The organism is Herbaspirillum sp. meg3 (genome assembly GCF_002257565.1).
In the GTDB taxonomy this organism is placed as follows: Bacteria; Pseudomonadota; Gammaproteobacteria; order Burkholderiales; family Burkholderiaceae_D; genus Herbaspirillum.
Genome location: NZ_CP022736.1, coordinates 4,129,696 through 4,154,678, shown reverse-complemented (window position 1 = coordinate 4,154,678; position 24,983 = coordinate 4,129,696). Strand labels below are relative to the sequence as shown.

The 24,983-nt window shown below is 57.6% G+C and carries 21 protein-coding genes; 13 read left to right on the top strand and 8 right to left on the bottom strand.

Annotated elements, in window-relative coordinates; all coding sequences use genetic code 11:
• Positions 1–3: 3 nt before the first annotated feature.
• From hmeg3_RS18705 to hmeg3_RS18690, 4 genes are all read right to left on the bottom strand, one after another.
• Positions 4–306, bottom strand: coding sequence for a YciI-like protein (locus hmeg3_RS18705; protein ID WP_094565062.1), 303 nt, complete (start codon positions 304–306; stop codon positions 4–6).
• A 93-nt stretch (positions 307–399) separates the two neighbouring features.
• Positions 400–855, bottom strand: coding sequence for a GNAT family N-acetyltransferase (locus tag hmeg3_RS18700; protein WP_094566445.1), 456 nt, complete (start codon positions 853–855; stop codon positions 400–402).
• A 22-nt stretch (positions 856–877) separates the two neighbouring features.
• Positions 878–1,936: a DMT family transporter gene (locus hmeg3_RS18695; RefSeq protein ID WP_094565061.1), complete on the bottom strand. Its 1,059-nt coding sequence runs from the start codon at positions 1,934–1,936 to the stop codon at positions 878–880.
• Between the two features lie 112 nt (positions 1,937–2,048).
• On the bottom strand, positions 2,049–3,110 hold the full coding sequence (locus hmeg3_RS18690) for an alpha/beta fold hydrolase (protein ID WP_094565060.1): 1,062 nt from the start codon (positions 3,108–3,110) through the stop codon (positions 2,049–2,051).
• Between the two features lie 480 nt (positions 3,111–3,590).
• Between hmeg3_RS18690 and hmeg3_RS18680 the strand changes: the two genes are divergently transcribed.
• The 5 genes from hmeg3_RS18680 (at position 3,591) to hmeg3_RS18660 (ending at position 12,064) form a co-directional block, all read left to right on the top strand.
• Complete coding sequence (locus hmeg3_RS18680; RefSeq protein ID WP_198361726.1) at positions 3,591–4,361, top strand: ABC transporter substrate-binding protein; 771 nt, start codon at positions 3,591–3,593, stop codon at positions 4,359–4,361.
• Entirely contained in the window at positions 4,358–7,471 is a 3,114-nt protein-coding gene (locus hmeg3_RS18675) for an EAL domain-containing protein (protein ID WP_094565057.1), read from the top strand. The genes hmeg3_RS18680 and hmeg3_RS18675 overlap by 4 nt, the downstream gene beginning before the upstream one ends.
• A 5-nt stretch (positions 7,472–7,476) precedes the next feature.
• Positions 7,477–8,178: a glutathione S-transferase N-terminal domain-containing protein gene (locus hmeg3_RS18670; RefSeq protein WP_094565056.1), complete on the top strand. Its 702-nt coding sequence runs from the start codon at positions 7,477–7,479 to the stop codon at positions 8,176–8,178.
• 359 nt (positions 8,179–8,537) lie between these two features.
• On the top strand, positions 8,538–10,673 hold the full coding sequence (locus hmeg3_RS18665; RefSeq protein ID WP_094565055.1) for an AsmA family protein: 2,136 nt from the start codon (positions 8,538–8,540) through the stop codon (positions 10,671–10,673).
• A gap of 17 nt (positions 10,674–10,690) precedes the next feature.
• Complete coding sequence (locus tag hmeg3_RS18660; protein WP_094565054.1) at positions 10,691–12,064, top strand: YihY/virulence factor BrkB family protein; 1,374 nt, start codon at positions 10,691–10,693, stop codon at positions 12,062–12,064.
• Here the strand turns inward: hmeg3_RS18660 and hmeg3_RS18655 are convergent.
• Positions 12,052–12,372, bottom strand: coding sequence for a hypothetical protein (locus hmeg3_RS18655; RefSeq protein WP_094565053.1), 321 nt, complete (start codon positions 12,370–12,372; stop codon positions 12,052–12,054). The two genes, hmeg3_RS18660 and hmeg3_RS18655, sit on opposite strands and share 13 nt — an antisense overlap.
• Before the next feature lie 138 nt (positions 12,373–12,510).
• Between hmeg3_RS18655 and hmeg3_RS18650 the strand changes: the two genes are divergently transcribed.
• The 3 genes from hmeg3_RS18650 to hmeg3_RS18640 all read left to right on the top strand — a co-directional run bounded on the left by hmeg3_RS18650 (position 12,511) and on the right by hmeg3_RS18640 (position 15,459).
• Complete coding sequence (locus hmeg3_RS18650) at positions 12,511–13,254, top strand: AraC family transcriptional regulator (RefSeq protein WP_094565052.1); 744 nt, start codon at positions 12,511–12,513, stop codon at positions 13,252–13,254.
• 120 nt (positions 13,255–13,374) lie between these two features.
• Positions 13,375–14,331 carry a DMT family transporter gene (locus hmeg3_RS18645; protein WP_094565051.1) on the top strand — a complete coding sequence of 319 codons (957 nt, stop codon included), beginning with the start codon at positions 13,375–13,377 and terminating at the stop codon, positions 14,329–14,331.
• A gap of 195 nt (positions 14,332–14,526) precedes the next feature.
• Entirely contained in the window at positions 14,527–15,459 is a 933-nt protein-coding gene (locus hmeg3_RS18640; RefSeq protein WP_094565050.1) for an HDOD domain-containing protein, read from the top strand.
• A 98-nt stretch (positions 15,460–15,557) separates the two neighbouring features.
• Here the strand turns inward: hmeg3_RS18640 and hmeg3_RS18635 are convergent, their stop codons facing one another.
• Complete coding sequence (locus tag hmeg3_RS18635; RefSeq protein WP_094565049.1) at positions 15,558–17,663, bottom strand: FUSC family protein; 2,106 nt, start codon at positions 17,661–17,663, stop codon at positions 15,558–15,560.
• Positions 17,664–17,821: 158 nt separating this feature from the next.
• Positions 17,822–18,715 (bottom strand): LysR family transcriptional regulator, encoded by an 894-nt coding sequence (locus tag hmeg3_RS18630; protein ID WP_094565048.1) that lies wholly within the window; start codon positions 18,713–18,715, stop codon positions 17,822–17,824.
• 163 nt (positions 18,716–18,878) lie between these two features.
• Here hmeg3_RS18630 and hmeg3_RS18625 point away from each other — a divergent pair, with 163 nt between their 5' ends.
• The 4 genes from hmeg3_RS18625 (at position 18,879) to hmeg3_RS18610 (ending at position 23,262) form a co-directional block, all read left to right on the top strand.
• On the top strand, positions 18,879–20,381 hold the full coding sequence (locus hmeg3_RS18625; RefSeq protein ID WP_094565047.1) for an acetyl-CoA hydrolase/transferase family protein: 1,503 nt from the start codon (positions 18,879–18,881) through the stop codon (positions 20,379–20,381).
• Positions 20,382–20,790: 409 nt separating this feature from the next.
• Complete coding sequence (locus tag hmeg3_RS18620) at positions 20,791–22,422, top strand: ATP-binding protein (protein ID WP_094565046.1); 1,632 nt, start codon at positions 20,791–20,793, stop codon at positions 22,420–22,422.
• The gene (locus hmeg3_RS18615; RefSeq protein ID WP_094565045.1) at positions 22,415–22,870 is read left to right on the top strand and encodes a response regulator; all 456 of its coding nucleotides are present in this window, start codon (positions 22,415–22,417) and stop codon (positions 22,868–22,870) included. The genes hmeg3_RS18620 and hmeg3_RS18615 overlap by 8 nt, the downstream gene beginning before the upstream one ends.
• The gene (locus hmeg3_RS18610; RefSeq protein WP_094565044.1) at positions 22,867–23,262 is read left to right on the top strand and encodes a response regulator; all 396 of its coding nucleotides are present in this window, start codon (positions 22,867–22,869) and stop codon (positions 23,260–23,262) included. The genes hmeg3_RS18615 and hmeg3_RS18610 overlap by 4 nt, the downstream gene beginning before the upstream one ends.
• 45 nt (positions 23,263–23,307) lie before the next feature.
• Here hmeg3_RS18610 and hmeg3_RS18605 read toward each other — a convergent pair whose 3' ends face one another.
• Positions 23,308–24,060, bottom strand: a complete 753-nt coding sequence (locus hmeg3_RS18605; protein ID WP_094566444.1) for a glutamine amidotransferase — start codon at positions 24,058–24,060, stop codon at positions 23,308–23,310.
• Positions 24,061–24,404: 344 nt separating this feature from the next.
• Between hmeg3_RS18605 and hmeg3_RS18600 the strand changes: the two genes are divergently transcribed.
• Positions 24,405–24,665: a hypothetical protein gene (locus tag hmeg3_RS18600; RefSeq protein WP_094565043.1), complete on the top strand. Its 261-nt coding sequence runs from the start codon at positions 24,405–24,407 to the stop codon at positions 24,663–24,665.
• Positions 24,666–24,983 lie beyond the last annotated feature (318 nt).

Genomic DNA, 24,983 nt, shown 5'->3' with positions numbered 1-24,983 from the left:
CGCTCAGGCCGGACGAACACTCGAAGCCGCGTCTTCTCCCACCACGGTGGTCCACAAACGCACCTGCCATTGCGTCACGACGCCATTGGTCACATACGGATCTTTATTGGCAAAGTTTTCGGCCACTTCCGGCGAGTTACCCTTGAACAGCAGCATGGCTTCATCTTCCGGATCGCTGAGGGCGCCGCCGAGAATCAGTTCTCCGCGTTCGGCCGCTTCCCACGCGAATTTGAGGTGATCATTGCGAAACGGCAGTTTGACGGTCTTGCTGTCTTTGACGAAGCGGTAAAAAAGAACGTAGTGCATGGCGGTCTCTCTTCAGTTGTGCTGGAATGCGGGATAAGAACAAATCATCGGATCAGGGAATTGTACGCTGCGGCGTGCAAGTTTCAGCGCAAGTCACTGCGCTTGCCGTTCGTAGTAGATATCCCATTCTCCCTCGTCAATTTTCATAAAACCATGCCGCTGATAAAAGTGGTTCGCTTCGCTTTGTTTCAACGCACCGACGCGCATCGGTAATACGACTGCATCTGCCTCGCAAAATAATTGAGTCAAGACAGCGCTGCCGATACCTTGGCCCTGATGGTCAGGATGAATGTACAGATGATCCAGTAGCAGATGATTCTCGTCCTGCTTTACCACGACAAAGCCGACACGCTGGGCATGAGACAGGATGTAACGCGTGTGCTCCGGCGAGAATCCCGATTGAAAACGCTCACGCGCCCTGATCGGATCGAAGCGTCCGACGCGTTCCAGGCTTTCGCGCATCGCAGCGATGCGGATGCCGACCAGTTCATCCAGGTCGGACGATGTCGTCGGCGCGAAGCTGATGATGGTGTCGTCGTGTTGAGTCATGATTTCAGGAACTTCGCAATCTTCAATGCTGATGCCGGTGATGCGCATCCGGATAATGTGCGTGCGAGTGCGTCAGGCCAATGTGCTGATGCCGGTGGCGATGCGTGGTGCCGGGTAAGACCGGGACGTCGTGGTCATGAAGATGGTGCTCGTCGTTTCCATCGTGCGTATGTTCGTGGTCGTGTTCCATGTTTTCATGGCGATGCGTGTGCGCGTGCCGTTCCGATAGATGCAACCAGATGCCCCATGCCATGAAGAGGCCGGCGACGGCGAGTTGCAGCGTCAGCTTTTCTCCGGTCAGCAAGGCAAGGCCGGCACCGAAGAAGGGCGCGACGGAAAAATACGCGCCTGTGCGTGCCGTGCCGAGATGCCGTAGCGCAGCGACAAATAGCGCAAGGCTGACGCCGTAAGCCAGAAAACCGACCAGTAAGGTGGCGCCGATCACGGGCATCTCCGGAAAGTTGGCTCCGGCCAGTAATGCCAGTGCCAGATTCGTCCCGCCGGCCACAAGGCCTTTGACGGACGCGATCCAGGTGGCATCGTTCAGCGACACTTTGCGCGTGAGATTGTTGTCAAGTCCCCATGCCAGGCAAGCGCCAAGTACCGCAAGCATCGGCCACAGCGTCATTGGTCCGGTTTGTGCGGGCCAGCTCAGGATGACGGCGCCCACGACAATGGCGAGCATGCCGGTCATGATCCGTTTATCAACGTTTTCCTTGAAGGCGAACCACGCCAGCAATGCAGTGAAAACACCTTCTGCATTGAGTAGCAACGATGCAGAAGACGCCGGCATGCCCGTGAGTCCAATCATCAACAACACGGGCGCGAGGACCCCGCCGCAGGCAATTGCTCCAGCGAACCAGAGCAGCTCACTGCGTACGGGCAAGATTTGACTGGCGCCGCTGATCCGGCGATAGATCGTCAATCCAAGGCCTGAACCCAGATAAAGCAGGGCGGCGATCATCCATGGCGAATTGTCTTTTAGCAGCATGCCTGCCAGCGGTGTGGCAGCGCCAAACAGTAGCGCCGCAAGCAAGGCAGCCTGAGGGCCGGATGAGGCGATCTTCTTTAGTATGTTCATGATGATTGTGCAGGCCGGTTCAGAGATGCGCTATTTTAGAACTCATTTCATCACGCGGTGTGAGATGCGTTCTTCCCGGAAAGGGTGTTGCTTACGCCTCGAATGCCGCAACTCAAGGCGCAGCGGCGCAACCGGGTTTATCGAATAATGCCGCCAGTCCGCAAGCCGAGTGATACATGGCGAAAGTGCGATGGGCAACATCCGGCACTTCCATCAGACGATGGCGTTGTGGCAACTTGGCTGTGTCGGCAGCGGCAGTGATGTAACGGAAGTAGGCATGTCCACGTTCCAGCCGCGTTGCTCCCTGGCTCTTGAAGGCGCATGTCTGCCCGAGCGCGTCGGCATTGGGATCGTTGTCGGCGGTGCCCAGCAGATAGACAACGTCGCGCTGAAGATAGTCGTTTTCCAGTTCGTCTGGCGACACCGGTCGCGCCAGGTAGGTTGGCAGTTTGGCGGCGAGGCCGTTGTTCCATGTGCTGACGCCGGGACAACTGGCGCGGGCGTCAGCAAAAGAACCGTCCGGTTGTGGCCGTTTGTCGCCGAAATATAAATACGCCGCAGGATTGGCTGCAACATAGCGCACATGAATACCCGCATCGATGAGATTTTTTTCTCCGTGCCCGACCACCGCATAACGCTGCACGAACTGGCCACCGGCGGAGTGACCGGCAAGCACCACGTCTTTCAGATTCGGAAACAGCGTGCGGTCGGCCAGACGTGCAAAGATCGCGTCCATCACGGTAAAGCTGCTGACAGGTGACGGCGATTTGGCATCGTAGCCTTGCAGCCATCCACTCTCTTGCCACTGCAGCGTCGTCGCTGAGAGATGATGGGCGGTGACGTCGGTTGCGGTGAGAAATTGCGGCGTGATGAAAAGCGTATTGTCGGCAAGGGCGCCGGCACGTTGCTGCAGATCCTTGTCGGCGTCAATGTCGCGCCGCGGCCAGCCGTGGACGATGATGACGGCGCGCGTGACATCCGTTTGCGCAAATGTCCAGTCGCGCGATACACGTATCGGTATGTCGCCCGCGCCGTTTGTGGTTTGCACATGAAAGCGATCTTGCAGCACAACAGGCACGGGGCTGTTGACGACGTCGACTTCTGCCGCGCCGGCAGAACGCAAGACGGAAGCACAGAAAATTGTACTCAGTACCAATAGGCGAAAGGCTGACATGTACTCTCCTGTTCTCGTCAAATGGGCAACGTGCTGCAATCAGGCAACGAGGCGGATTGTCGCATTGCATTTCGTTGTGAGGCTGACATTTTGCTGAACTTTTTCAGGATGTTTGCGGACTTCGCATCCAGCGTAAACAGCCTGTTTACCTGCCTATTTCCTCAGTTGCAGTTTAGTGGGGCGTCGGGTAACATCAGCCGACTATGGCACCGGTGATTTTCAATCCGATCATTGTTGTAATGTGCCGTGACGTATTGTTTTCATCACGGCATGGTGTTGGTTTGAAGCAATAAAAAATAATGTTCAGACAAGCCAATTAATGAAGAATGAATGTCGGTAGTCAGTACGTCATAAAACGTATCTAAGCGCATCTACAGGATGCACACGGATGCACACGAAGGGGGTCGTATTTCTGTCATTTCTATCGCCGGGGGGACGGTGATCCGCCGCCGTTTTGTTCATATTGCGAGTGTCTGCAGCATGCTGCTCGCGACGTGCATTCCGGGTGTCGCTCACGCAGGCGGTCCCGATTGTTCCCGCCCTTATACTCTTGCTTTGCATGACCACGGCTTGCTGTACTCCGCCAATACCGACACCGGCATCGACAAAGACTTTGCCGATGAACTGATTCGTCGCAGCGGTTGCAAGGTCGGCGTCAGCCTGATGTCACGTGCGCGTATCTGGCAATTGATCGAGTCGGGTGCGCTCGATTTCAGTCTGTCCGGTATCGCCAATCCGGAACGTCGCCGTTTCGCCTCTTTCGCCTGGTACTTCAGCAACAAGTATTACCTGCTGGTGCGCAAGGATGCCGCCATGCGACAACTGAGCGAATTTGAGCGCAGTGAAAACTTCCGCCTTGGCGTGATCCGCAGTTTTCGTTATAGCGACTCCGCCAATCGTCTGGTCGACAAACTGGCCGCCGCCAATCGCGTCACGCAGGCAGGCGGTCTCGATCCACTGTATCAGGCACTGATGGCAAATCGCATCCAGGGCATGATCATGGAACCCTTCGATTATCCCGTGGTGGAAGAAAAACACATCCGCGACGTGACATCGATTATCGAATTCAACGATCCATCGGTGCCGCACGGTCTCATCATGTCTAATAAGGCGCTGTCGCAGTCCGAACGCGAAAAATGGCGTGCACTGGTTGAGGAAATGCGTGCAGACGGTACCGTTCGACGCATCTTTGAAAAGTATTTCTCACCGTCGCTGGCGGCGACGATGGTCGACTTTCAGGCGGAGCCGTGAACTGGGTCAGGCAGATACTATTGCCGCTGGTGATTCTGATCTCCGGCTTCAGCGTCACCTGGCTGGCGTGGGATCACGAACGCCAGGCCTCCAACAAGGAGCTGCGGGCGCAGTTTGATTTTTCCTTGCGCGAGGCGGTCAGCCGCGTGGAGCAACGCATCGCCAGCTATGAGCAAATGCTGCATGGCGTGCAAGGCCTGGTGGTCTCTTCAGGCAAGTTTGATCGTACTGCCTTCCACGACTACGTCAGCTCGCTGAATCTGGACGCCAATTTTTCCGGTATCCAGGCCATCGGCGCCGAAGAGTGGCTGCCCAGTGACGAGAAGATCAATCACATCGCGCGCATGCATCAACTCGGTTTTTCCGATTACGCAATTCGCCCTGCCGGCGACCGCGCCAACTATGCGCCGATTATCATGCGCGAACCTTATATCGGTAACAATCGCGCGCCGTTCGGCTACGATCCCTGGTCCGAAACCAAGCGCCGCCGGGCAATGGAGAAGGCGCGTGACTCCGGCATGGCCGCCATCTCCGGAAAGGTGCTGCTGGATATCGACAACGGCAATGAAGCGCAGCCGAGTTTCCTCATGTATCTGCCAATCTATGCGCACGGCATGCCGCAGTCGACCATTGAAGAACGCCGTACCAATCTGGTCGGCTGGGTGCATGCCTCGTTCCGCATGAGCGACGTGATTGCCAGTCTGTATGGCGAGCAGCCGATGGGTGTGGCGTTTTCCATTTATGATGGCGTGGAGCCGTCGCCGGAGGCGGTGTTGTATCGCTCCGTGGGCAGTGATGCCGCCGCCGCGCCGCTGCACAACGATGCGATATCCGCCACCGAGTATCTGGTCGTGGCCGGTCACAACTGGACACTGACCATGAACACCATGGACGACTTCAACGTACGCTACGGCCGTAACGCCGAGGCGCAGACTGCGGTCACCGGTATCGGCCTGACCTTGCTGCTGGCTTTGCTGGCGTGGGCGCTGATGTCGAGCCGCCGCCGCGCGATTCGTCTGGCCGGCAAGATGACGCGCGAGCTGCGCGCCAGTGAAGAGCAATTCCGCGCCATCGCCGACTGTACCGTCAACTGGGAAATCTGGTGGGGCATGGACGGCAAGCCGCGCTGGATCAATCCATCGGTCAAAGAGTACACCGGCTACACGGTGGAAGAATGCATGGCGATGGACGATCTCAGAGCGCAGATGATCTACGCTGAAGATCTGCCACGTGTGGGGCCGGAGCTGGATAAGGGCCTGCTTGGCGAACGCGGCGACGATCTCGAATTCCGTTGCGTGCGCAAAGACGGTTCGCTGTTCTGGTTGTCGGCATCATGGGTTCCGATCAACGACGCCAACGGCGCACTGGCCGGCTACCGTACCAGCGGACGCGACATCACCGAACGCAAACAGGTTGAAGCCGAGTTGCGCATCGCCGCCGTGGCATTCGACTCGCTCGAAGGCATCATGGTTACCGATGCAGAAAGCCGTATCCTGCGCGTCAATAACGCCTTCGCAAAAATGACGGGCTATTCCGCCGCCGAGATCATCGGCCTGACGCCCGACGTGTTGCGCTCGGATCGTCACAGTCCGCAGTTCTATGACGAGATCTGGGAAACCGTGCAACGCTTCGGCGGCTGGCAGGGTGAGGTATGGACGCGCCGCAAGAACGGCAAGGTTTTTCCGGAATGGCTGACCATTTCTGCCGTCAAGAGCGATGACGGCAGCACCACGCACTATGTCGGTACGCATCACGACATCACCGAACGCAAGATCGCCGAAGAGCGCATCAAGGAGCTGGCCTTCTTCGATGCACTGACGCGTCTGCCTAATCGCACGCTGCTGCTGGATCGCCTCAAGCAGGCGATTGCCGTCAGTGCGCGCAACAAGACATGCAGCGCTTTGCTGTTCATCGATCTGGATCATTTCAAGACGCTCAACGACACGCTCGGCCACGACAAGGGCGATCTGTTGCTCAAGCAAGTCGCGCAGCGCCTCGCGTTGAGCGTGCGCACCAACGATACGGTAGCGCGCGTGGGCGGCGACGAGTTCGTGGTGGTGCTGGAGAGTCTGCACAAGAGTCCGCAGGAAGCCGCCACCCAGACCAAAGCCATCGGCGAAAAAATCCTCAGCGTGCTTGACGAGCCGTATCAGTTGGAAGACGTTGAATACCGCACCACCGCCAGCGTTGGCGCAACCGTATTCCGCGGCCGCCAGGCATCCATCGACGAGCTGCTCAAGCAAGCCGATCTGGCCATGTACAAATCCAAGGAAACCGGCCGCAACTCCATGAGTTTCTTCGATCCGGCCATGCAAACCGTGGTGCTGGAACGAGCAGCGCTGGAAGCCGGCTTGCGCAAGGCGATCGACGGTGGACAGCTGGTATTGCATTATCAGGCGCAAGTGGTCGAAGGCGGTCGCGTGACCGGCGCCGAGGTGCTGGTGCGCTGGCAGCATCCGCAACGCGGTACGGTGCCGCCGGGTGAGTTTATCCCGCTGGCAGAGGAGACCGGCCTGATCCTGTCGCTGGGCAACTGGGTCATGGAAACCGCTTGTACGCAACTGGCACGCTGGGCAGAGCGTGTGGATACCTCGCACCTCACCATCGCCGTCAACGTCAGTGCGCAACAGTTCCGCGAATCCGATTTCGTCGAGACGGTTTCTGCCATCATCGCCAGAACCGGCGCCAATCCCAAGCGCCTGAAGCTGGAGTTGACCGAGAGCCTTCTGGTCGACAACGTTGAAGATATCATCCAGAAGATGTACGCACTGAAGGCCAAGGGTGTCGAGTTTTCGCTGGACGATTTCGGTATCGGCTACTCCTCTTTGTCCTACCTCAAGCGCTTGCCGCTGAACCAGCTTAAAATCGACCAGTCGTTTGTGCGCGATGTTCTTGTCGACCCCAACGATGCCTCCATTGCCAAGACTATTGTCGCGCTCGCGCAAAGTCTGGGACTGGGAGTCATCGCCGAGGGCGTCGAGACGGATGCGCAACGCAGTTTCCTGGCCGATGCAGGGTGCCATGCCTATCAAGGCTATTTCTTCTGCCGGCCATTGCCCCTGGAAGATTTTGAAAAATTCGTCCAGGAAGTCGATCCCATACTGGAGTAATTTTTATGTCAGCATTGTCTTCATTCCCTATCAACGCCAAATGGCCGGCGCAGCATCCTGAACGTATACAGCTCTACTCGCTGCCGACACCGAACGGCGTCAAAGTCTCCATCATGCTGGAAGAAACCGGTCTCGCTTACGAGCCGCATCTGGTCAGCTTTGAAACCAACGACCAGTTCTCGCCGGAATTTCTTTCACTCAACCCCAACAACAAGATCCCCGCGATCATCGATCCGAATGGCCCCGGCGGCAAACCGCTGAGCTTGTTCGAGTCGGGCGCCATCCTGATGTATCTGGCTGAAAAGAGCGGCAAGTTTCTGTCGCAGGATCCGGCTGAGCGTTACCAGACGATCCAATGGCTGATGTTCCAGATGGGTGGCATCGGGCCGATGTTCGGTCAGCTCGGCTTCTTCCATCGCTTCGCCGGTAAAGAGTTCGAAGACAAGCGTCCACGCGACCGCTATGTCGCCGAGTCGCGTCGCCTGGTCGGTGTGCTTGATCAGCGCCTGGCAGAACGTGAATGGGTGATGGGCGATTACAGCATCGCCGACATCGCGATCTTCCCATGGGTGCGCAATCTGGTCGGTTTTTATGAAGCGGGCGAGCTGATCGGCTTCAAGGATTTCCCGCATGTTGCACGTGCATTGGCTGCATTTGTGACACGTCCTGCCGTGGTCAAGGGCCTGGCTATTCCGGCACGCGGCTAATTGCTGAAAATTGCTGCAGCGGTAATGCGGCAGTGAGGCAAGCGTCCTGATTCGTCCCGTCTGCCTTGTTGTCGAGTACTCCCGCAATAGCCTGTAGTCCATTGTTTGTGCTGATGGCCGGCCTCTTAGCAGTCCGGCCGTTTTTCCGTCTGCATCCACTGTTTTTCCTCAAGTTCTTCCCCAAGTCTTACACGTAAAGAGGGCATCTTCTTATGTCGCCGGCCGCGCGTTGTCCGTACGCTATGGTCCAGGCGCGGGGTTTGCGCCGCTTTGCGTCGGCTGAAGCTTTTGCCGGAATAGCCGCAAAGCTGCCCGGATGCGTTGCAAAAAATCAAAAAACACTCTTCATAGGCTCGCGAATGAGACACTCCATAGCGCGGTATGTTCTGACCGGCTTAACGGCGATATTTTTACTTGTCGCGGTCATCATCATCTTCGTCGCTGTGTTCGACTGGAACCTCGCGCGGCCTTATATCAATCGTGAAGTGTCGTCGCTCACCGGCCGCGACTTTGCCATTCAAGGCGATCTCAAAGTGCATTTTCGCCAGGGCCTGCGCACTGAGCACGGCTGGCGCCGCTATGTGCCAAGACCGGAAATCAGCGCCGGCGACGTGCATCTATCCAACCCCTCATGGAGTATCGCTGGGCCGCAGATGTTCGTCGCGCGCCGGGTGGATATTGCATTGCATCCGCTCGACCTGCTGCGCAAGACGGTGGTGCTGACCGACGTCGTTCTGGATGCACCCGCCATCGCCCTGGAGCGCCGCGCTGACGGCAGCAATACCTGGACCTTCAAACAAAACACTTCGGAGCCATCGGCATGGAGCGTCGAAGTGCAGCGCCTGGCGTTTTCCAGCGGGACTATTCGCTACGTCGATGGCATCATCGCTCTCGATCTGCAGGCCAAGGTGGCCTCCATTGCCGACAAGGTCGCTGCATCGCAGGCCCGCCAGGCCGCAACTGCAATGCACGCTGAGACACCGGCAGCTCCGCCCTCCGGGGCTGTGGAAAAATTCGGCCTGCAGTTTGAACTCGGTGGTACCTACCGCAAAGCCAAGGTTAGCGGATCCGGCAAGGCCGGCGCCGTCATGACGCTGGAGCAGGATCACACCGTCTACCCGATTCAGGCCAATGCCCAGCTGGGCGAAAACAAGATTGGCGTCGACGGCACGCTGACCGATCCGCGTTCGCTCTCGGGCATCGATTTACAATTGACGCTGGGTGGCTCCAGCATGGCGAATCTCTACCCGCTGACCGGCGTACCGTTGCCGGAAACACCTCCTTACGCCACTCGCGGCCATCTGATCGGCAAGAAGGATGGCGACGTCTGGAACTGGACTTATCAGAACTTCACCGGCACCGTCGGCAGCAGCGACCTCGCGGGCACGCTGCAATACCTGCCGCGGCAGCCTCGGCCTTTGCTGCGCGGGGCCGTGACCTCCCAGCAACTGCGTCTGCAAGACCTCGGCCCGACTGTCGGAGCGGATAGCAATGCCGAAAAGCAGGCGCGTGGCAAGGCCGCCGTGCAGCCGGACGACAAGGCGTTGCCGGTCGAGCAATTCAATACCGACAAATGGAGCGCCATAGATGCCGATGTCACCTTCAAAGGCAAGAAGCTGGTGCGTAGCGAGAATATTCCCCTGCAAGACATCGTCGCCGAACTCCACATGAAGGACAAAGTACTGAGCCTGACGCCGCTCGACTTCGGTATGGCCGGCGGCAATGTAACGTCCAATATTTCGCTTGATGGCCGGGAAAAATCCATCAATGCGCAAATCAAACTGGCTGCGCGGCATTTGAAGGTGCGCGAGCTGTTTCCGACGCTGCAGTCCATGAGTGCCAGCTTTGGCGAGGTGAATGCCGACGCTGCGCTGACCGGCCACGGCAATTCGGTGTCGTCGATGTTGGCGACATCCAACGGCGAACTGGGCGCGGTGGTTAGTGAGGGATCGATCAGTAAATTCATTCTCGAAGCGGCCGGGCTGAATGTCGCCAACGCGGTGTTCGTCAAGGTATTCGGCGACAAGCAAGTGCATCTCAACTGTATGGCGAGCGATTTTGAGGTAAAAAACGGGCGCGCCGGCATCCGACAGTTCATTGTCGATACCGATGATGCATTGGTCGACGTGACGGGCGACATCGATCTTTCCAGGGAGTTGCTCAATCTTGATATTCGTCCCAAGACCAAGGGCGTGCGCATATTTTCTTTACGCACACCGCTCTACGCCAAGGGGTCGTTCAAGCATCCGGACGTTGGCCCCTACAAGGGGCCGTTAGCGCTCAAGGCCGGCGCTGCTGCAGCGCTGGCAGTTGCGTCGCCGCTTGCCGCCGTCCTGCCGCTGGTCAATATCGGCAACGTCAAGGATGCAGATTGTGCCGGCGCATTGGCCAAGGCGACGCAGACACGCGCTGCGCCCAAATCGGAGCCAACCGCTGCACCGGCAAAACCGGTCACGGAAGGTGAAGTGAAGAAGGCGCAGCAAGAGAAAAAATAACGCAGGCAGGAGGGATGATGAATCATCAGGATAATCTTCGACATGCGCCGATCGTGCAGTCACCACCGGCATCCACAGTGGTGCCTGTATCCTCGGCATCGGCAACATCATCGCAGGAGAAATTATCAGACAGCACAAAGAAAATAGCTGCCGGCGCAGTCGCTCTTGCCGCTGTCTCGGCACTTGGCGTGCTGCTGCTACGCAAGCGTAAAACACCCGGCAAGTGGAACCGCACCGCATTGCCTGTTGCTGTGCAGCCGGCAATGCGTTCGCGGCCACGATTGCAAGAAAAGAATGACGATGCATCCACCTTACTGCATGACCTGCTTCCGGTGTTGAGCGGCGCCGTGTCGCTTGCGGCGTCCTGGCGTACAAAACGTCAACAGGACGATCAGCGGGCTGGAGACGTTGCCGCGCTGGCTGCCGCGATGCAGGCCGGCGCCGAAGTCTCGGATCCTGTTCGCGAGGATAAAAGACTGGATCCCGATGTCGTCAAAATTACGCCCGGCAATCGTTGGCAGATCGCATGGCAATTGAGCCGCGGCGCAGTCAATGCCTGGCTGGATGATTTCGCGCCCAGCATGGGGGCCGCCATCGCCTATTACACGGCGTTCTCGATTGCGCCGATCCTGATCATCGCCATTGCCATCGCCGGAATGATCTTCGGCAAGGACGCTGCACAAGGCGAGATCGTCTGGCAGATTCGCAGCATCGTGGGCGAAGAGGGGGCGATTGCCGTACAGGGTTTGTTACGCTCGGTGAGTGTGTCTTCCGACGGCGCAATCGCCACCACGCTCAGTATCATCACGCTGGCGATCGGTTCCACGGCCGTCTTTGCCGAATTGCAAAACGCCCTTGACCGGATCTGGCGTACGCCTGCCGTTGCCAGGGTAAACGGCATCTGGGCCTTGGTACGCACGCGCTTACTGTCGTTCGGACTGATACTCGGCCTCGGCTTCATGCTGATGGTGTCGCTGGTCGTGAGTGCCGGGCTGGCCGCTTTGGGGAAATGGTGGGGTGGTTGGATCGAAGGCTGGGAGGTTTTCATGCAGGTGCTGAATCTGCTGATTTCCTTCGGTGTCTTTACGGCGCTATTTTCAGCCATTTACAAATTCATGCCGCGCGCCGATTTGTCCTGGCATGACGTGCGTATCGGCGCGATGTCGACGACCATCCTGTTTCTGATCGGCAAATCGCTGATTGGTTTGTATCTGGGGCGTACCGGGATGAGTTCCGGCTTTGGTGCTGCCGGATCATTTGCGTTGTTGCTGGCGTGGATTTATTACTCGGCCCAGATTTTTTTGCTGGGCGCAGAATTCACCTGGATCTACGCCAACAATTTCGGTTCGCGGGTCAAGCATCGGTCACACATGGAGGCTCAGGAGGCCTGAGCCTCCATGCTGCTGACGGCGTTTGCTGCGGTTGCCGCCGACGGCGACAGATGCGAGGTGTCAGCCTTGAAGACCTGATCGATCACTTCCATGCATTCTTTGGCAGCGGCAATGTAGTCGTATTCCCCGGGCGTGCCGTTGGACAGGCTGGCCAGCTTGCGAGCGCGGCGTACCGACTCCAGCGCATCTTCGCGCGTCAGGTAATTCTTCCTCACCAGCAACGCCAGGATGTCGAGTGTCACGGCATAGTTGGCGATGCAATAGCTAAGAGAGATGTCGTTGGTAGTCGCGTTGCTGGTGGCGTTCATCGTTGGCTCCGTCGAGGATGTCGTGTGGGGATGGAAGAAGTTTAAGATGATCGAATTGACAACGGTATCAGGAATTTCCTTAAGCAAATTGCCGGGCAGAATAATCGTCAAGGTCTGCACAGGCCTTAAAATACTCGCATGGCAATTTCTCATCCCCTGACTTTTCGCACCTATGGCGGCGACGGCGTCCTGCATCGTCACGAGCACGTCCAGATAGTCTTGCCCATGCAGGGAGAAATGGAGATCGAGGTCGATGGCCGCGCCGACAAGCTCGACATTGCGCGTGCTGCTTTTGTGGCACCCGACACCAGCCATGTGCAATCCGCCAGCGGCAAGAATCGTTTCCTGATTCTCGATTGTGATCTCGCCGATATCGGCGAAGACGATGCTGAGCGCTTGCGGCTGCAAACTTTTTTGCCGATCCCGGCAGCAGTGCGGCGTCTTCTGGATTTCATCGATCTCAGCATTGGCGCCGACCGCCCCGTTGGTCAACTGCCCGATACGGTGGCGCGGCATTGCACGCCGCTGTTGCTTGATGCATTGGCTGCCATGCCGCAACGCGCATCGCGTTTGCAAGCCTTGTTGCGCCGGATCGAAGCTGCGCCGGGGCGACTCTGGACGGCGGCGGCGATGGCGCGTGTCGCCAATCTCAGCGTCAGCCGCCTGCATGCCTTGTTCAAGGCCGAGTTGCATCAGACGCCGCAAGAGTGGTTATCCGATCTGCGTCTGCGCCTGGTACAGGAAGCGCTGGTGGAATCCGATGTGCCACTGGCAGAACTGGCTTTGCGTGCCGGCTATTCGGATCAAAGTTCGCTGACGCGCGCCATGCGCCGTACGACCGGCCTGACGCCTGCCGCCTACCGCAACCAGCACCGCAGGTAATCTCGTACTAGCATCGCAACAACGTCGTCAGTAGCCTCGGCCTACTTTTGGCGAGTGGCGGTCAATACATCGCTGCGCCGTTTCACTATCCTGCATCGGTATGGTGAAACGAGGTGCAGGATGAAAAACAAAGGACAAGGCAAGATTCTCATTGGCGTAGGCAACGGCGTCGCCGCGGGCGCGTTCTGGGGGCTGGTGTTTTTGGCGCCGCAGGTGCTGGGTAATTTCAGCGCACTGCAATTGTCGGCGGCGCGCTATCTGGCTTACGGTCTGGTCGCGGTTCTTCTATTGCTACCTCGCTGGCGCATCCTGATGCCACGCCTTGGCCGCGATGAATGGATCGCGCTGGTCTATCTGAGTTTTCTGGGCAATATCCTCTACTACCTCTTCCTTGCCAGCGCCGTGCAATGGGCGGGAGGCGCCTCGACCTCGCTGATCATTGGCCTGTTGCCTGTGGTGGTGAGCGTAACCGGTGCCCGTGACGAAGGCGCACTCAAGCTGAGCGCTTTGTTACCACCGATGGGGCTATGCCTGTTCGGCGTCGGTCTGGTCGGCATGGAGGCGTTGTCGGCAGAATCTGCCAAAGGCGACCTTGCCACGCGTGCTGCGGGTTTGCTGTGCGGCTTGGGCGCGCTGGTGTCGTGGTCGATCTATTCGGTGCGCAACAGTCGATGGCTGGCGCGCCGCCCCGATATTTCCTCGCATGACTGGTCATTGCTGACCGGTATCGTCACCGGTGCGCTGGCGTTGGCGTTGGTCATTCCCGCGTTTGCACATGGCACCGGAGGGCATGACGGCGCCGACTGGTTGCGCTTCTGGGGTGTGGCGGCGACCGTGGCGATCTTCGCGTCGGTGGTCGGCAATGCCTTCTGGAATCGTGCCAGCCGCTTGCTGCCCTTGACGCTGAGCGGGCAGATGATCATCTTCGAAACCTTGTTTGCGTTGCTTTATGGTTTTTTGTGGGAGCAACGTCTGCCGACCCGGCTGGAACTGCTGGCGATCGTCTGTCTGGTCAGCGGCGTGTTGTGGTGCGCGTCGCTGCATCGTGAGCCAGAGGCGGCAACGGTAAAGGCCTAGTCCCTGAATTGTTCGCGATGGGTTGCAATTGTTGACCATGCATTATTTTCTTTTTGGCAATGCTGCGTTGCGGGGGCATCGCGTCACTGATTGTTGTGCCACTGTCTCGTTTTTACATGGCGCCGAACCATCGGTAACTGATAACATCGGTGAACTGCGCCCATCAATGGGTGGCGCCGATTTGAATGGTTCCCTATGACTAACTTCATTGATCCCACCGATTTCGAGACGCTTAAACAGGACGACACTTTGCCGTCGCCCAGCGGCGTTCGTCTGAATATCATGCGCATGTGCAGGCAGGAAGACGTTTCCTTGCCGGAACTAGTGACACAGATTCAGACCGACCCTTTGCTTGCCGGGCGGATCATCAAGATCGGCAATGGTGCTTCGATCAACAAGGGACGGCCGATCGTCGCCATCAGCAAGGACGTCTTGCTGATGATCGGCTTGCATGCCGTGCGCCAACTGGCGCTGGCAATTTCGCTGACGGCCGAGCGGCGTGATGACGGCTGTCCGGGTTTTGACTACAGCGGGTTCTGGGCGCGCACGGTGGCGATGGCCTGTGCGTCGCAAGCCCTCGCGGAATACTATGGCGACGCACCGCCGAGCGAGATGTTCGCCAGCGGTCTGTTGGCCAATATCGGTCGGCTTGGTTTGGCATCGGCACGTCCGGAAGCCTATTCGGCGCTGCTGAGCGACGATCTTGATCCCGAACAACTGCGCACTGCGGAAAAGACACGTTTCGGCTATCACCATCTTGATCTGGCGGCGGCAATGATGCAGGACTGGGATATTCCTCGCTTGTTTTGCGAAGCCGTATTGCATCACGAAGCGCCGGAGCAGGCAGGACTTGATGACGAGTCGCGCCAGTTGCGACTGGCGCAGATGCTGCACGTGGCAGGCGCGGTGGCCGACTATTGCGTCGCCGCCGAACCGAACCGGCCGGCGGCGTTGCAGGCTTTGCTCAATGCCGGATTACCCTTGGCAGGAGAAGTCGATCACGTGATCGCCATTTGCGATCGCACTGCCCGCGACTGGGTCGAATGGGGATCGATGATCAAGATTTCGACGCACGCCATGCCGCCCACGCGTGACGTGATGCAGCAATTGCTGGAACAGCCCGAATAAAACGTCGATGTGCGTCCCGAGTCATTGAGTTGGGGAAGCTGACCGAATTCTGCCGCGCGTTCGCACTCGCAAATTCATTGTTAACAGGCCCTGATGTTTTACTCTTCGCTTGCGCGTTGCAACTCCGGATACATGGCCAGCGCCAGCAGACATAAGGTCTCTACCGCATCGGCCTGCGCCATGTCGCGCATCACCGGGCGCTGATGCAGCAACCGTGAGCACGATGCGTTGACCGTCAGCCTGCGGGCAAACAGATCCGCCATGCGATCCAGCCATTGGTCAAATTGGGCAAGCGCCTCGTGCGATGCATCTTGTCTCCCATGCAGCCAGATATGCGTGGCGGCACTTGCCAGTCGACGCGACAGCGCAACGCTGACGCGCGCGTGATGTGCCTTTTGAGAGGTCTGTTTGCCGTCTCCTTCCAGCTCCCGTTCGCGCAGCAGACGTTGCAGTAGCAAACCGTTTTCGATATTGATGACGCAGGCCGCGCGGCGGTAACCATGCATCTGCGTCGCATCATGGGTCGCATCCAGTGCGCTGCGCAGATACGCAAGATTGACGGAGATCATCTGCGACAGGCTGTGATGCAAGTTGGCCTCTTGCCGGCGAGGCCACAAGAAGTAGGTTGCGGCAATGGCGATCACGGTGCCGATGACATTGTTGCCGGCGCGTAGCAAAGCATTGCTCAACTGTTGCTGAGGATCGCCGGCGACATCGGCAACGAGTACAAAAACCGGTGTCAAAAAGGTCGCATACAAGCCGTAACTGACCGGACGCAATCCCATTGCCAGCAGCGCCAGCGGAAACACCAGCAGGGCCAGCACCAGCGGCGAATGGATAAAGAGGCATAGCAACACTGCCAGCACGCCGCCGACGATGCTGCCCACGGCGCGTTCCATGCTGCGTGACCAGCTGTCTGCAATCGAGGGTTGCATGACCAGCATGGTCGCCATCGTGGCCCAATAGCCGAACGGAAGTTCCAGCAAATGCACGATCAGATAGGTCGCGCCGGCAGCGACGGCGCAACGCAGAGCATGCCGTACTTCGGCTGAACCCGTCTGCAAGTGTGAGGCGGCGACCTGCAGCATGTCCATGACGCTGTCGCGTAACGCCGGTCGGCATGGTTCTTTGCGCGCAGTGCGTTTCCAGTCGGCCAGCACGGACAGGCCAGCCTCGTCGTGCAAGTCAGGAAGTTTCAGTGATTGCGCTGCCCTCGATGGCATGCGGCCGATCAGTTGGCGCAAACGAAGAACGGCGCGCGCGTCGTCAGCATCGCTGATGTTGTGTCGCGGGGTCGTGAGGCTGTGCTGGATTTCTCCCAGCAGCAAGGCCATGGCCTGCAGCACGCGGCCCAGGCGCTGGCGCGATGAAGGTGTCGCGTAGGAAGACAAACGCAGATCACCGAGCACGGTGATGCAGTCAAGTAGTGCATCGGCGCGGGCCAGTTTGATCAGCAGGTTTTCGTACAGCGAGTGCGAATCTGCGCGATCCGCAGCAATGGCCGTCAATGCGGCTTTTGCTGCTGCGATATCGGCGCGCACGTGGCGTCGTGTCTGAGCAGCATTCTCGTCCTGGAAATTCAGGTCAGCGGTATTGCTGCCGACGATACGCGTCAGCTCGGCCAGTGCGCCGTAGACGCGGGCTACGGCATGCCGGGCCGGTGCAAAGGGATGAATGCGCCAGACGGTCAGGCCAAGGCAGACGGCCCAGGCGCAGCCGGCAAAGTAGATCAGGACATGACTGTGTTGCAACGGCCACAGCACCACCGGAAAATCCGCAAGGATAGCCGATACGCCGGCCGCCAGCATCAGCACCAGACCCGTCGCCGCGCCATAGATGCGGGCGAAACCGGCAATCCCGGCGCAGCACATGATGGCCAGCAATCCTGCGGGCATACCCATGCCGGACAAGGTCGCAGCGAACATGCCCGCCAGCGTCGACGCGACGGCAAAGCCGCCCATCGACGCCAGGCGGGTGCGGTTTGTCCCGGCACTGTCAGCCAGGCAGGTGAGAAAGGCGCCAATGGCTGCCCAGGAAAACTGCGGGTTATGCAGCACCTCGCCCAGCATCAGCATGGTGCCTGCGCTGAATGCCGCGCGCAGTCCTTCGGACAGGCTGGCGTTGCGCAAGGGAAATGCAGACGCCCAGCGTCGTAGCATCAGGAACAGGCTGGTAAAAGCAGAATAGCGAAGAGGGAGCGGCATGCAGGCGAAGGGCGGTAGCCGTAAAGAAGCCAAAGAGGATGGCTGTCTTCGCAGTATAGAAATGGCAGCTATTGCTGGTATGACTTAAATGCGTATGAGGCAGTCGGAATTTTCATGCATGCCTGAGCCGGTGCGAGGGCATGAGGACGCGGGGATGTTCAGACGGACTTGCCACCGGCAAACAGCTCTTCGCTCAGCGCCAGCCAGGCGCGCGCAGCATGCGACAGATAGCCGCCGCGTGTGACATAGGCGACCTGCCATTGCACCTCCGGCTCGATGAGCCTTACCGGTTGCAGCTGATCGGTAGCGATGCGATGTACGAAAGGTTCTGGCAACAAGGCCACGCCCATGCCCGCCAGCGCCATGCCGACCAGCCAGTCCCACTGGCCGCTCTGGGCGGCAATGTCAGGTTCGATGCCGGACTCGCGGAACATGCTGCGCAGGGTGCGCGTGAGGCCAAATTCATTGTTCAGCAATAGCAGGGGCATGTCTTTGAGCGATTTGCAGGGCAGTGTGCTGCGTTGTTTCTGGAAGTGTCCGGTTTGCGCCACTGCCCAGACCGGGTAGCGCGCCACGGGCAAGGCATTCAGTTCAAGTTCGGGCGCGATGGGCAGCACCGTCATGCCGATTTCCAACGTGCCGGCGGCGACACGTTGTTCGATACGCGGGCCGGTGTCTTCCACCAACGTGATGGCGATATCCGGATGGCGCTCGCGAAACGCCTTCAGCACCGGCGTGCAGAGAATGTTGACCATCGGCGGGATGCCAATTTCAAGATGACCCTGGCGCAGGTTGCGGGTGTTGTGGACTTCGGTATTGAGACGCTCGACGTTGGCAAGAATCTGCTGCGCTTGCTCGTAGACGATGCGGCCGGTATCGGTGAGCTGAAGGCTGCGGCCTGAGCGGATCAACAGCGGAGCATCCATTTCATCTTCCAGCTGGCGCACCATTTTGCTGACGGTCGATTGCGTCACATGCAGGGCATCGGCGGCGCGGCTGAAGCTGTTAAGCCTGACCGTTTCCGAAAAGTAACGCAGCGCGCGAATGTCCATGGCGGTAGCAGAAAAAATAGAAACAAGAGAACGAAAGCAAGTATTCGGAAAACGACTGAATGTAGTACGTTTAAATCATACAGTGCATGATGCCTCGATTCTATACTCGTTTGACAAGATGGCGGAGAACCATCTTTCACCTTCAAATGAGTAGGAGAACCACATGCATTGCGAGCGTATTCCGTCTTCGCTGGTAGACAAAGTCATGTCCGCCGCCGAGGCTGCCAGCCTGTTTCACACCGGTATGACCATCGGCATGAGCGGCTTCACCCGCGCCGGCGACGCCAAAGCCCTTCCCCGCGCACTGGCCGAGCGCGCCAAAACCGAAGCCTTGCGCTTTACCGTTGTTACCGGCGCATCGCTGGGTAACGACAGCGATGGTCTGATGGCCGAAGCGGGTTTGCTGGCACGCCGCTTGCCGTTTCAGGTCGATACTGTCTTGCGCAAGAAAATCAATGCCGGCGAGGTGATGTTCATCGATCAGCACTTATCCGAAACCGTCGAACAGCTGCGGGCAGGCATGCCGGGCAAGATCGATATCGCAGTCATCGAAGCCGCCGCTATCACTGCAGAAGGCATCATCCCCACCATGTCCGTCGGCAATTCGGCGAGTTTTGTCGAACAGGCGCCGCAGGTGATCATTGAACTCAATACGAGTGTGCCGCTTGCCTTGACCGGTTTGCATGATATCTATCTGCCGGCTTCACGTCCGGCGCGTCAGCCGATTCCACTGACGGATCCGGCACAACGCATTGGTACGTGCGCCATTCCCATTGACCCGTCGCGCATCGCTGCCATCGTTATTACCGATACGCCCGACAGTCCGTCCAGTGTGCTGCCACCGGACGAGGAAACCAATGCCATCGCCGGACACGTCATTGCCTTTCTCGAAGGAGAAGTAGCCGCCGGACGCATGGGACCAGAACTGGCCCCTCTGCAAGCAGGCATCGGCACCATCGCCAATGCGGTATTGCATGGATTGACGCAATCGTCGTTTCGCAACCTGACCATGTTCTCGGAAGTCTTGCAAGACAGCGCCATTGAGTTACTCGACTCCGGTCAACTGGCCTTCGCGTCGGCGTCGTCGATTACCTTGTCGTCGGCGATGAATGCCAGGTTCATGCGTGACCTTGATCGCTATCGCTCGCGCATTGTGCTGCGTCCGCAAGAAGTCAGCAATCATCCAGAGCTGGTGCGCCGCCTTGGCCTTATTGCCCTTAACACGGCACTGGAGTTCGACATTTACGGTAACGTCAATTCGACCCATGTCGGCGGCACGCACATGATGAACGGCATTGGCGGGTCAGGTGACTTCGCGCGCAACGCGCAGGTGTCGATTTTCGTCACCAAGTCGATTGCCCGTGGCGGCGATATCTCCAGCGTGGTGCCGATGGTGTCGCATGTAGATCACACAGAACACGATGTCGATGTGCTGGTGACTGAGTACGGTCTGGCCGATCTGCGCGGACTGGCGCCTCGTGAACGTGCTCCGCTGATCATCGAGCATTGCGTGCATCCCGACTATCGTCCCGCTTTGCGTGAATATTTTTCACGTGCCTGCGCGACCACCGGCGGACAGACGCCGCATCTGCTGAGCGAAGCCTTGTCCTGGCACATCAACTACGCAGAGCACAAGACAATGCGCGCCGTTATGTCACCCGCCTGAGTTCACTTGGGCGTTTTAATCCCTGTGCATAGGACCAAAAAGGTGGTCGTACGCATCTCCGTCATTGCAGTTTTTCGGTTGACAAATAAATAACAATTGTTGTTTTTGCAATGTAATTCAAAGACGCCGCATTGCTTTTGTATCGACGTTGCGTTGCATTTTCTGTCTCCTCCGCGGTATAAAAATGAATAGCGGTTTGAAATTGTTTATGAGACGATGCCAATAAATAACTTTGTTGGCATCAACGTAACTTTCGGTAACGTAAATGCAAGATGTGGGGATTAGTTAGAACGAATCCGGATACATCCTTAAAATAATAAATAACAAATTGTCCGGGACAGAAGGCTTGCTCCGGGGGGGACGGTCTGATTCATTTGTTGACGTGTTTTTCCGGAGAGAGAAGCCGTTTATGAAGCTGTTCAAAAAAGGTCTGTTGCTCGTCGCAATTCCTGGCCTGTTTGAATTGGGTTTGCTGGGGGTGTTGTACAAGAGCCAGGAAAACGCCACGCAAGCCGAGGTGTGGGCATTGCATACCAAAGACGTCATCATTCAGGCTGCGGAAGTGCGCGAGCCGGTCTTGCTGCAATCGGCGCGTCTGCGTGCGGCCATCATTCTCAATGATCCCAGCGGACTCGAGAAAACAGACCTGTGGGAAAGCATCGAAAAAGAAGTCAATGAGCTGCGTGATTTCGTCATCGACAATCCCACGCAGTTGCGCGCGACGGAGCAGATTCGCGAGTCGATAAAGGAGTATCACGCCTGGACGGATCTGCAAACCGAGTTGCTCAAGAGCGGCCGCCGTGACGAATTGGTGACGGCCTTGCGGGATCCGAAGGCATTACGCCTGATTCAGGTTATTCAGCGCCAGTTGGTGGATTTCATCAAGGTGGAAGAAGCGCTCGATGACGTACGCCAGCAGCGCGTGCTCGAAGCGCGGAAACTGCAAAATATCGCGTTGTGGGTCGCCTTCATCGGTTCAATTCTGGCAGCGGCAATTGCGGCGAAAATTTTCAGCAAGGATGTCGGTGGCCGTCTTGCCGTATTGACTGACAATGCGCGGCAACTCAGCGAAGGCGGGGCGCTCGCCAGTGCGGTTGGCGGCAACGATGAAATCACGGAGCTCGACAAAGTACTGCACGAGACACACGGGCGGTTGAAGCAGGCGGAAGAAAATGCCCGTGCTTATCGTGAGCAACTGGAAGGACACGCGCGGGAACTGGCCCTGGTCAATGACGATTTGCAGCGGCAGACGCAAGACAATGAAATGTTTATTTATAGCGTGTCGCATGATTTGCGTTCGCCGCTGGTGAACCTGCAAGGCTTCAGCAAGGAGTTGCATCATTCGATCAGGGATATGCACGATACCATTTCCAACAGTAATCTCAACGACAAGGACAAGCAATATATCCGTGATCTGATTGAGGATGACGTCGAGGTGTCGCTCAAGTTTATCCGCACGGCGGTATCGCGTTCAGCGTCGATCATCGATTCCATGTTGCGTCTGTCGCGTGTAGGCCGGGTCGAGTATCAGTCGCAACAAACCGACGTCAATGCAATCGTGGAAAGGGTGATTGATGCCATGAGTTCCACCATTCGCCAACGCGAAGCTCTGGTATTGGCGCAGCCGTTGCCGTCGTGCTACGGCGACCCGACAGCGATTGAGCAGATTTTCGGCAATCTGGTCGGCAATGCGGTGAATTATCTTGATCCCAAGCGTCCGGGGACGGTGGAGATCGGTGTCTTGCCGTCGGATCCGGGGCAGCCCAATTTTCGCACCTATTACGTCAAGGACAACGGCCTTGGCATTCCAGCCGACTATCTCGGCAAAATGTTTTCAGCGTTTAACCGTCTGCATGCAGACGTGGCTCAAGGAGAGGGCGTCGGCCTGGCGCTGATCAAGCGGATCGTGATGCGTCACGGCGGCAAGATATGGGTCGAATCCACTGAAGGTGCCGGCACCACTTTTTATACCTCGTTGCCGGTAACACCGACAGACAGTCCTGCAAGCCAACTTGCTCAAGGAGAACAAACTCATGGCTGATAGCGAAGAAGTAGGCATTCTGCTGGTCGAGGATGATGATGGCCACGCCTTGCTGGTGGAAAAAAACTTGCGCCGCGCCGGTCTGTCCAATGGCTTTCTGCGTCTGAAAGATGGACAGGAAGCGCTCGATTATTTTTTCAACAGCGACGGTGCGCCGAGTAAGCCAGGTTTCGATTCCATCGTGGTTTTACTGGACGTCAACATGCCGCGCGTGAGCGGTGTCGATGTCCTCAAACGTCTCAAAGAAAGTGACGTCACCGCAAACATTCCCATCATCATGCTGACCACCACCGACGATCCGCGCGAAATCGAGCGCTGCTACGACTACGGCTGCAATCTGTACATCACCAAACCGGTGGAGTACGAGGCTTTCATCGAGGCAGTGCGCCGGCTTGGATTCTTCCTGCAGATCATCAAAGTACCGACAGCAGGGCGCGGTGGCGCATGACTGCATCAGACCCCGCCATTTTGATTATCGAGGATGACGAAGGCCTGCGCATGCTGGCGCGGCGGCGTCTGGAGAAGCGTGGCTTTAAGGTCGGTACCGCCGGTAGCATTGCGCAGGCGCGCAGCTTGTTACGCGATGGTGCATTCGACTTGCTGGTCATCGATTACCAGTTGGACGACAACATGAGCGGCCTGGATTTCTACAATGAGTTGTGTGAGCAGGGGATGCATATTCCCGCCGTGATGTGCAGCGGTTTTTCCGATGAGGCGCATGTAAGTGAAGCGCTGCGCTGCGGTATCGCGCATGTGCTGCCGAAGACGCAGGACTATCTCGATGAGCTACCGGATCTGGTGACGCAGATCCTGCAGCAACAGGCGGGAGCCGCTAGCTGAGCCGGCCTCCAGTTGAGACCGGTGCATTTCGGTCGTTACAAATCCTCAGCCGGCGTGTTCGGCTGTCTTTCTTTTTACGCCAGCCGGCGTGCCGATACTGGCCAGCCAACCATTCCAGAAAGCATGCGAGGCATTCTGGAAGCTGCGGCCATACTGCAATGCGCCTGAACGCAAGCCTGCAAGGCTGACTTCCTCAGTGTGGGCGATTTCATGGGCGTGGCCGATCAGCCATTGCTCCACCATGCGCACGTCGAACTCTGGATGAAATTGCAAGGCCAGACAATTGCGTCCCCACGAAAATGCCTGATTGCGATAGCGATCGGTTGACGCCAGATGCTTCGCTCCCGCCGGCAGATCGAAGGTGTCGCCATGCCAATGCAGCACATGCGTATTGTTGCCGATCAGCTCTTCGATATAGGAGTTTTCGCCGGCGTGTTCTCCAGGCTGCAAAGGACCCCAGCCGATTTCCTTGCCGGATGTGCCGGGATAAACGCGTGCATGCAGCGCCGCCGCCATCAGTTGTGCGCCAAGACAGATACCCAGCGTGGGCAAGTCGTCCAGCAGGCGTGCGCGCAACCACGCGATCTCGGCGCGCAGACAGGGGTAGGCATCCATGTCGTAGACTGCGATCGGACCGCCCAGCACCACCACCAGGTCGGCATCGAGCGGTGAGACGTTTGAGAAGGAATCCACTCCCACTTCAAAATAGCTGATCTCGAAGCCGCGCTTCTTCAGCAGAGGTTCCAGTTGTCCGAGATTCTCAAACGAGACATGGCGTAGTGCCAGCGCTTTTTTCATATCGTTTTCTGTTCCTGTGACGGTCGCAACGGCGATGGACATCGCTGCAGCCGTGCTTGAGATTGCATTGGCGAGAAATTTTTCGTTATATTTTAACGTATACAGCGATGACTGAGGACAAGCAAAGCGATATGTAGGCAATACATCAGACTGATCATCAGACTGACGTTATCGATGGCAGCGAAAGTGCGCGGTACCGTGAGGCTCGCTGTGGATTACCGGTTATATTTTTTCGATATGGATGCGTGAGAAAATTTGTAGCCCGGCAGTGTATTTCCCATAGTGCGATCTTGCCGACGGTATGTTACGATGCGGCCCGTTCATGATTCAGTTGATGCCGTTGCATGTCGAAACAACAGTTTTTACTTGAAAGTCCCAAGGATACCGGCGACGACCGCGTGACCTTTATCATCCGCAATAACGGCACAGTGCTGCCGGGTTTTGTCGCCCGCTCCACGCTGATCTCGATCGGCGGGCTGACCAGCAACAATATCGTTGCCCTGTACACCGAACATCGCGCGCGCATCGCCGACGCGGTCAAGAAGAAGCTGGCCGAGCCGGTTTTGCGTCAGTACATCTCCCTTGGTCTGGAAGACCTCCAATAAGCTTTCCTGAAAGCGCTCTCCAATAGCGAGCACTATTTAACAATAGTGACGCACGGCAACTCAGCAAGCCTGGCGTAAGCTGGCGCAGCTATTTTGGCCTGGAATCATGAGGCGGGCGCAGCGGCATGCTAATCTAGCGCCTGCGCGCAAAATGCACGATAAAAAGCACGGCGCACGAACCGGCCGGATCACGGCAACAAGCCGGCAACGGTGCGGCAATAAGTCAGCCCTGCGTGCAGCAGCGTCGCACCGGAACTGTACACAGGCCGGTTATCTTTCCTCAGGAAAGAGATATAAAAATATCATTGGAGACCCAGG

Coding starts and splice junctions, on each gene's coding strand:
- hmeg3_RS18705 (WP_094565062.1), bottom strand. CDS start 306: ATGCACTACGTTCTTTTTTACCGCTTCGTCAAAGACAGCAAGACCGTC.
- hmeg3_RS18700 (WP_094566445.1), bottom strand. CDS start 855: ATGACTCAACACGACGACACCATCATCAGCTTCGCGCCGACGACATCG.
- hmeg3_RS18695 (WP_094565061.1), bottom strand. CDS start 1,936: ATGAACATACTAAAGAAGATCGCCTCATCCGGCCCTCAGGCTGCCTTG.
- hmeg3_RS18690 (WP_094565060.1), bottom strand. CDS start 3,110: ATGTCAGCCTTTCGCCTATTGGTACTGAGTACAATTTTCTGTGCTTCC.
- hmeg3_RS18680 (WP_198361726.1), top strand. CDS start 3,591: ATGCTGCTCGCGACGTGCATTCCGGGTGTCGCTCACGCAGGCGGTCCC.
- hmeg3_RS18670 (WP_094565056.1), top strand. CDS start 7,477: ATGTCAGCATTGTCTTCATTCCCTATCAACGCCAAATGGCCGGCGCAG.
- hmeg3_RS18665 (WP_094565055.1), top strand. CDS start 8,538: ATGAGACACTCCATAGCGCGGTATGTTCTGACCGGCTTAACGGCGATA.
- hmeg3_RS18660 (WP_094565054.1), top strand. CDS start 10,691: ATGAATCATCAGGATAATCTTCGACATGCGCCGATCGTGCAGTCACCA.
- hmeg3_RS18655 (WP_094565053.1), bottom strand. CDS start 12,372: ATGAACGCCACCAGCAACGCGACTACCAACGACATCTCTCTTAGCTAT.
- hmeg3_RS18650 (WP_094565052.1), top strand. CDS start 12,511: ATGGCAATTTCTCATCCCCTGACTTTTCGCACCTATGGCGGCGACGGC.
- hmeg3_RS18645 (WP_094565051.1), top strand. CDS start 13,375: ATGAAAAACAAAGGACAAGGCAAGATTCTCATTGGCGTAGGCAACGGC.
- hmeg3_RS18640 (WP_094565050.1), top strand. CDS start 14,527: ATGACTAACTTCATTGATCCCACCGATTTCGAGACGCTTAAACAGGAC.
- hmeg3_RS18635 (WP_094565049.1), bottom strand. CDS start 17,663: ATGCCGCTCCCTCTTCGCTATTCTGCTTTTACCAGCCTGTTCCTGATG.
- hmeg3_RS18630 (WP_094565048.1), bottom strand. CDS start 18,715: ATGGACATTCGCGCGCTGCGTTACTTTTCGGAAACGGTCAGGCTTAAC.
- hmeg3_RS18625 (WP_094565047.1), top strand. CDS start 18,879: ATGCATTGCGAGCGTATTCCGTCTTCGCTGGTAGACAAAGTCATGTCC.
- hmeg3_RS18620 (WP_094565046.1), top strand. CDS start 20,791: ATGAAGCTGTTCAAAAAAGGTCTGTTGCTCGTCGCAATTCCTGGCCTG.
- hmeg3_RS18615 (WP_094565045.1), top strand. CDS start 22,415: ATGGCTGATAGCGAAGAAGTAGGCATTCTGCTGGTCGAGGATGATGAT.
- hmeg3_RS18610 (WP_094565044.1), top strand. CDS start 22,867: ATGACTGCATCAGACCCCGCCATTTTGATTATCGAGGATGACGAAGGC.
- hmeg3_RS18605 (WP_094566444.1), bottom strand. CDS start 24,060: ATGAAAAAAGCGCTGGCACTACGCCATGTCTCGTTTGAGAATCTCGGA.
- hmeg3_RS18600 (WP_094565043.1), top strand. CDS start 24,405: ATGTCGAAACAACAGTTTTTACTTGAAAGTCCCAAGGATACCGGCGAC.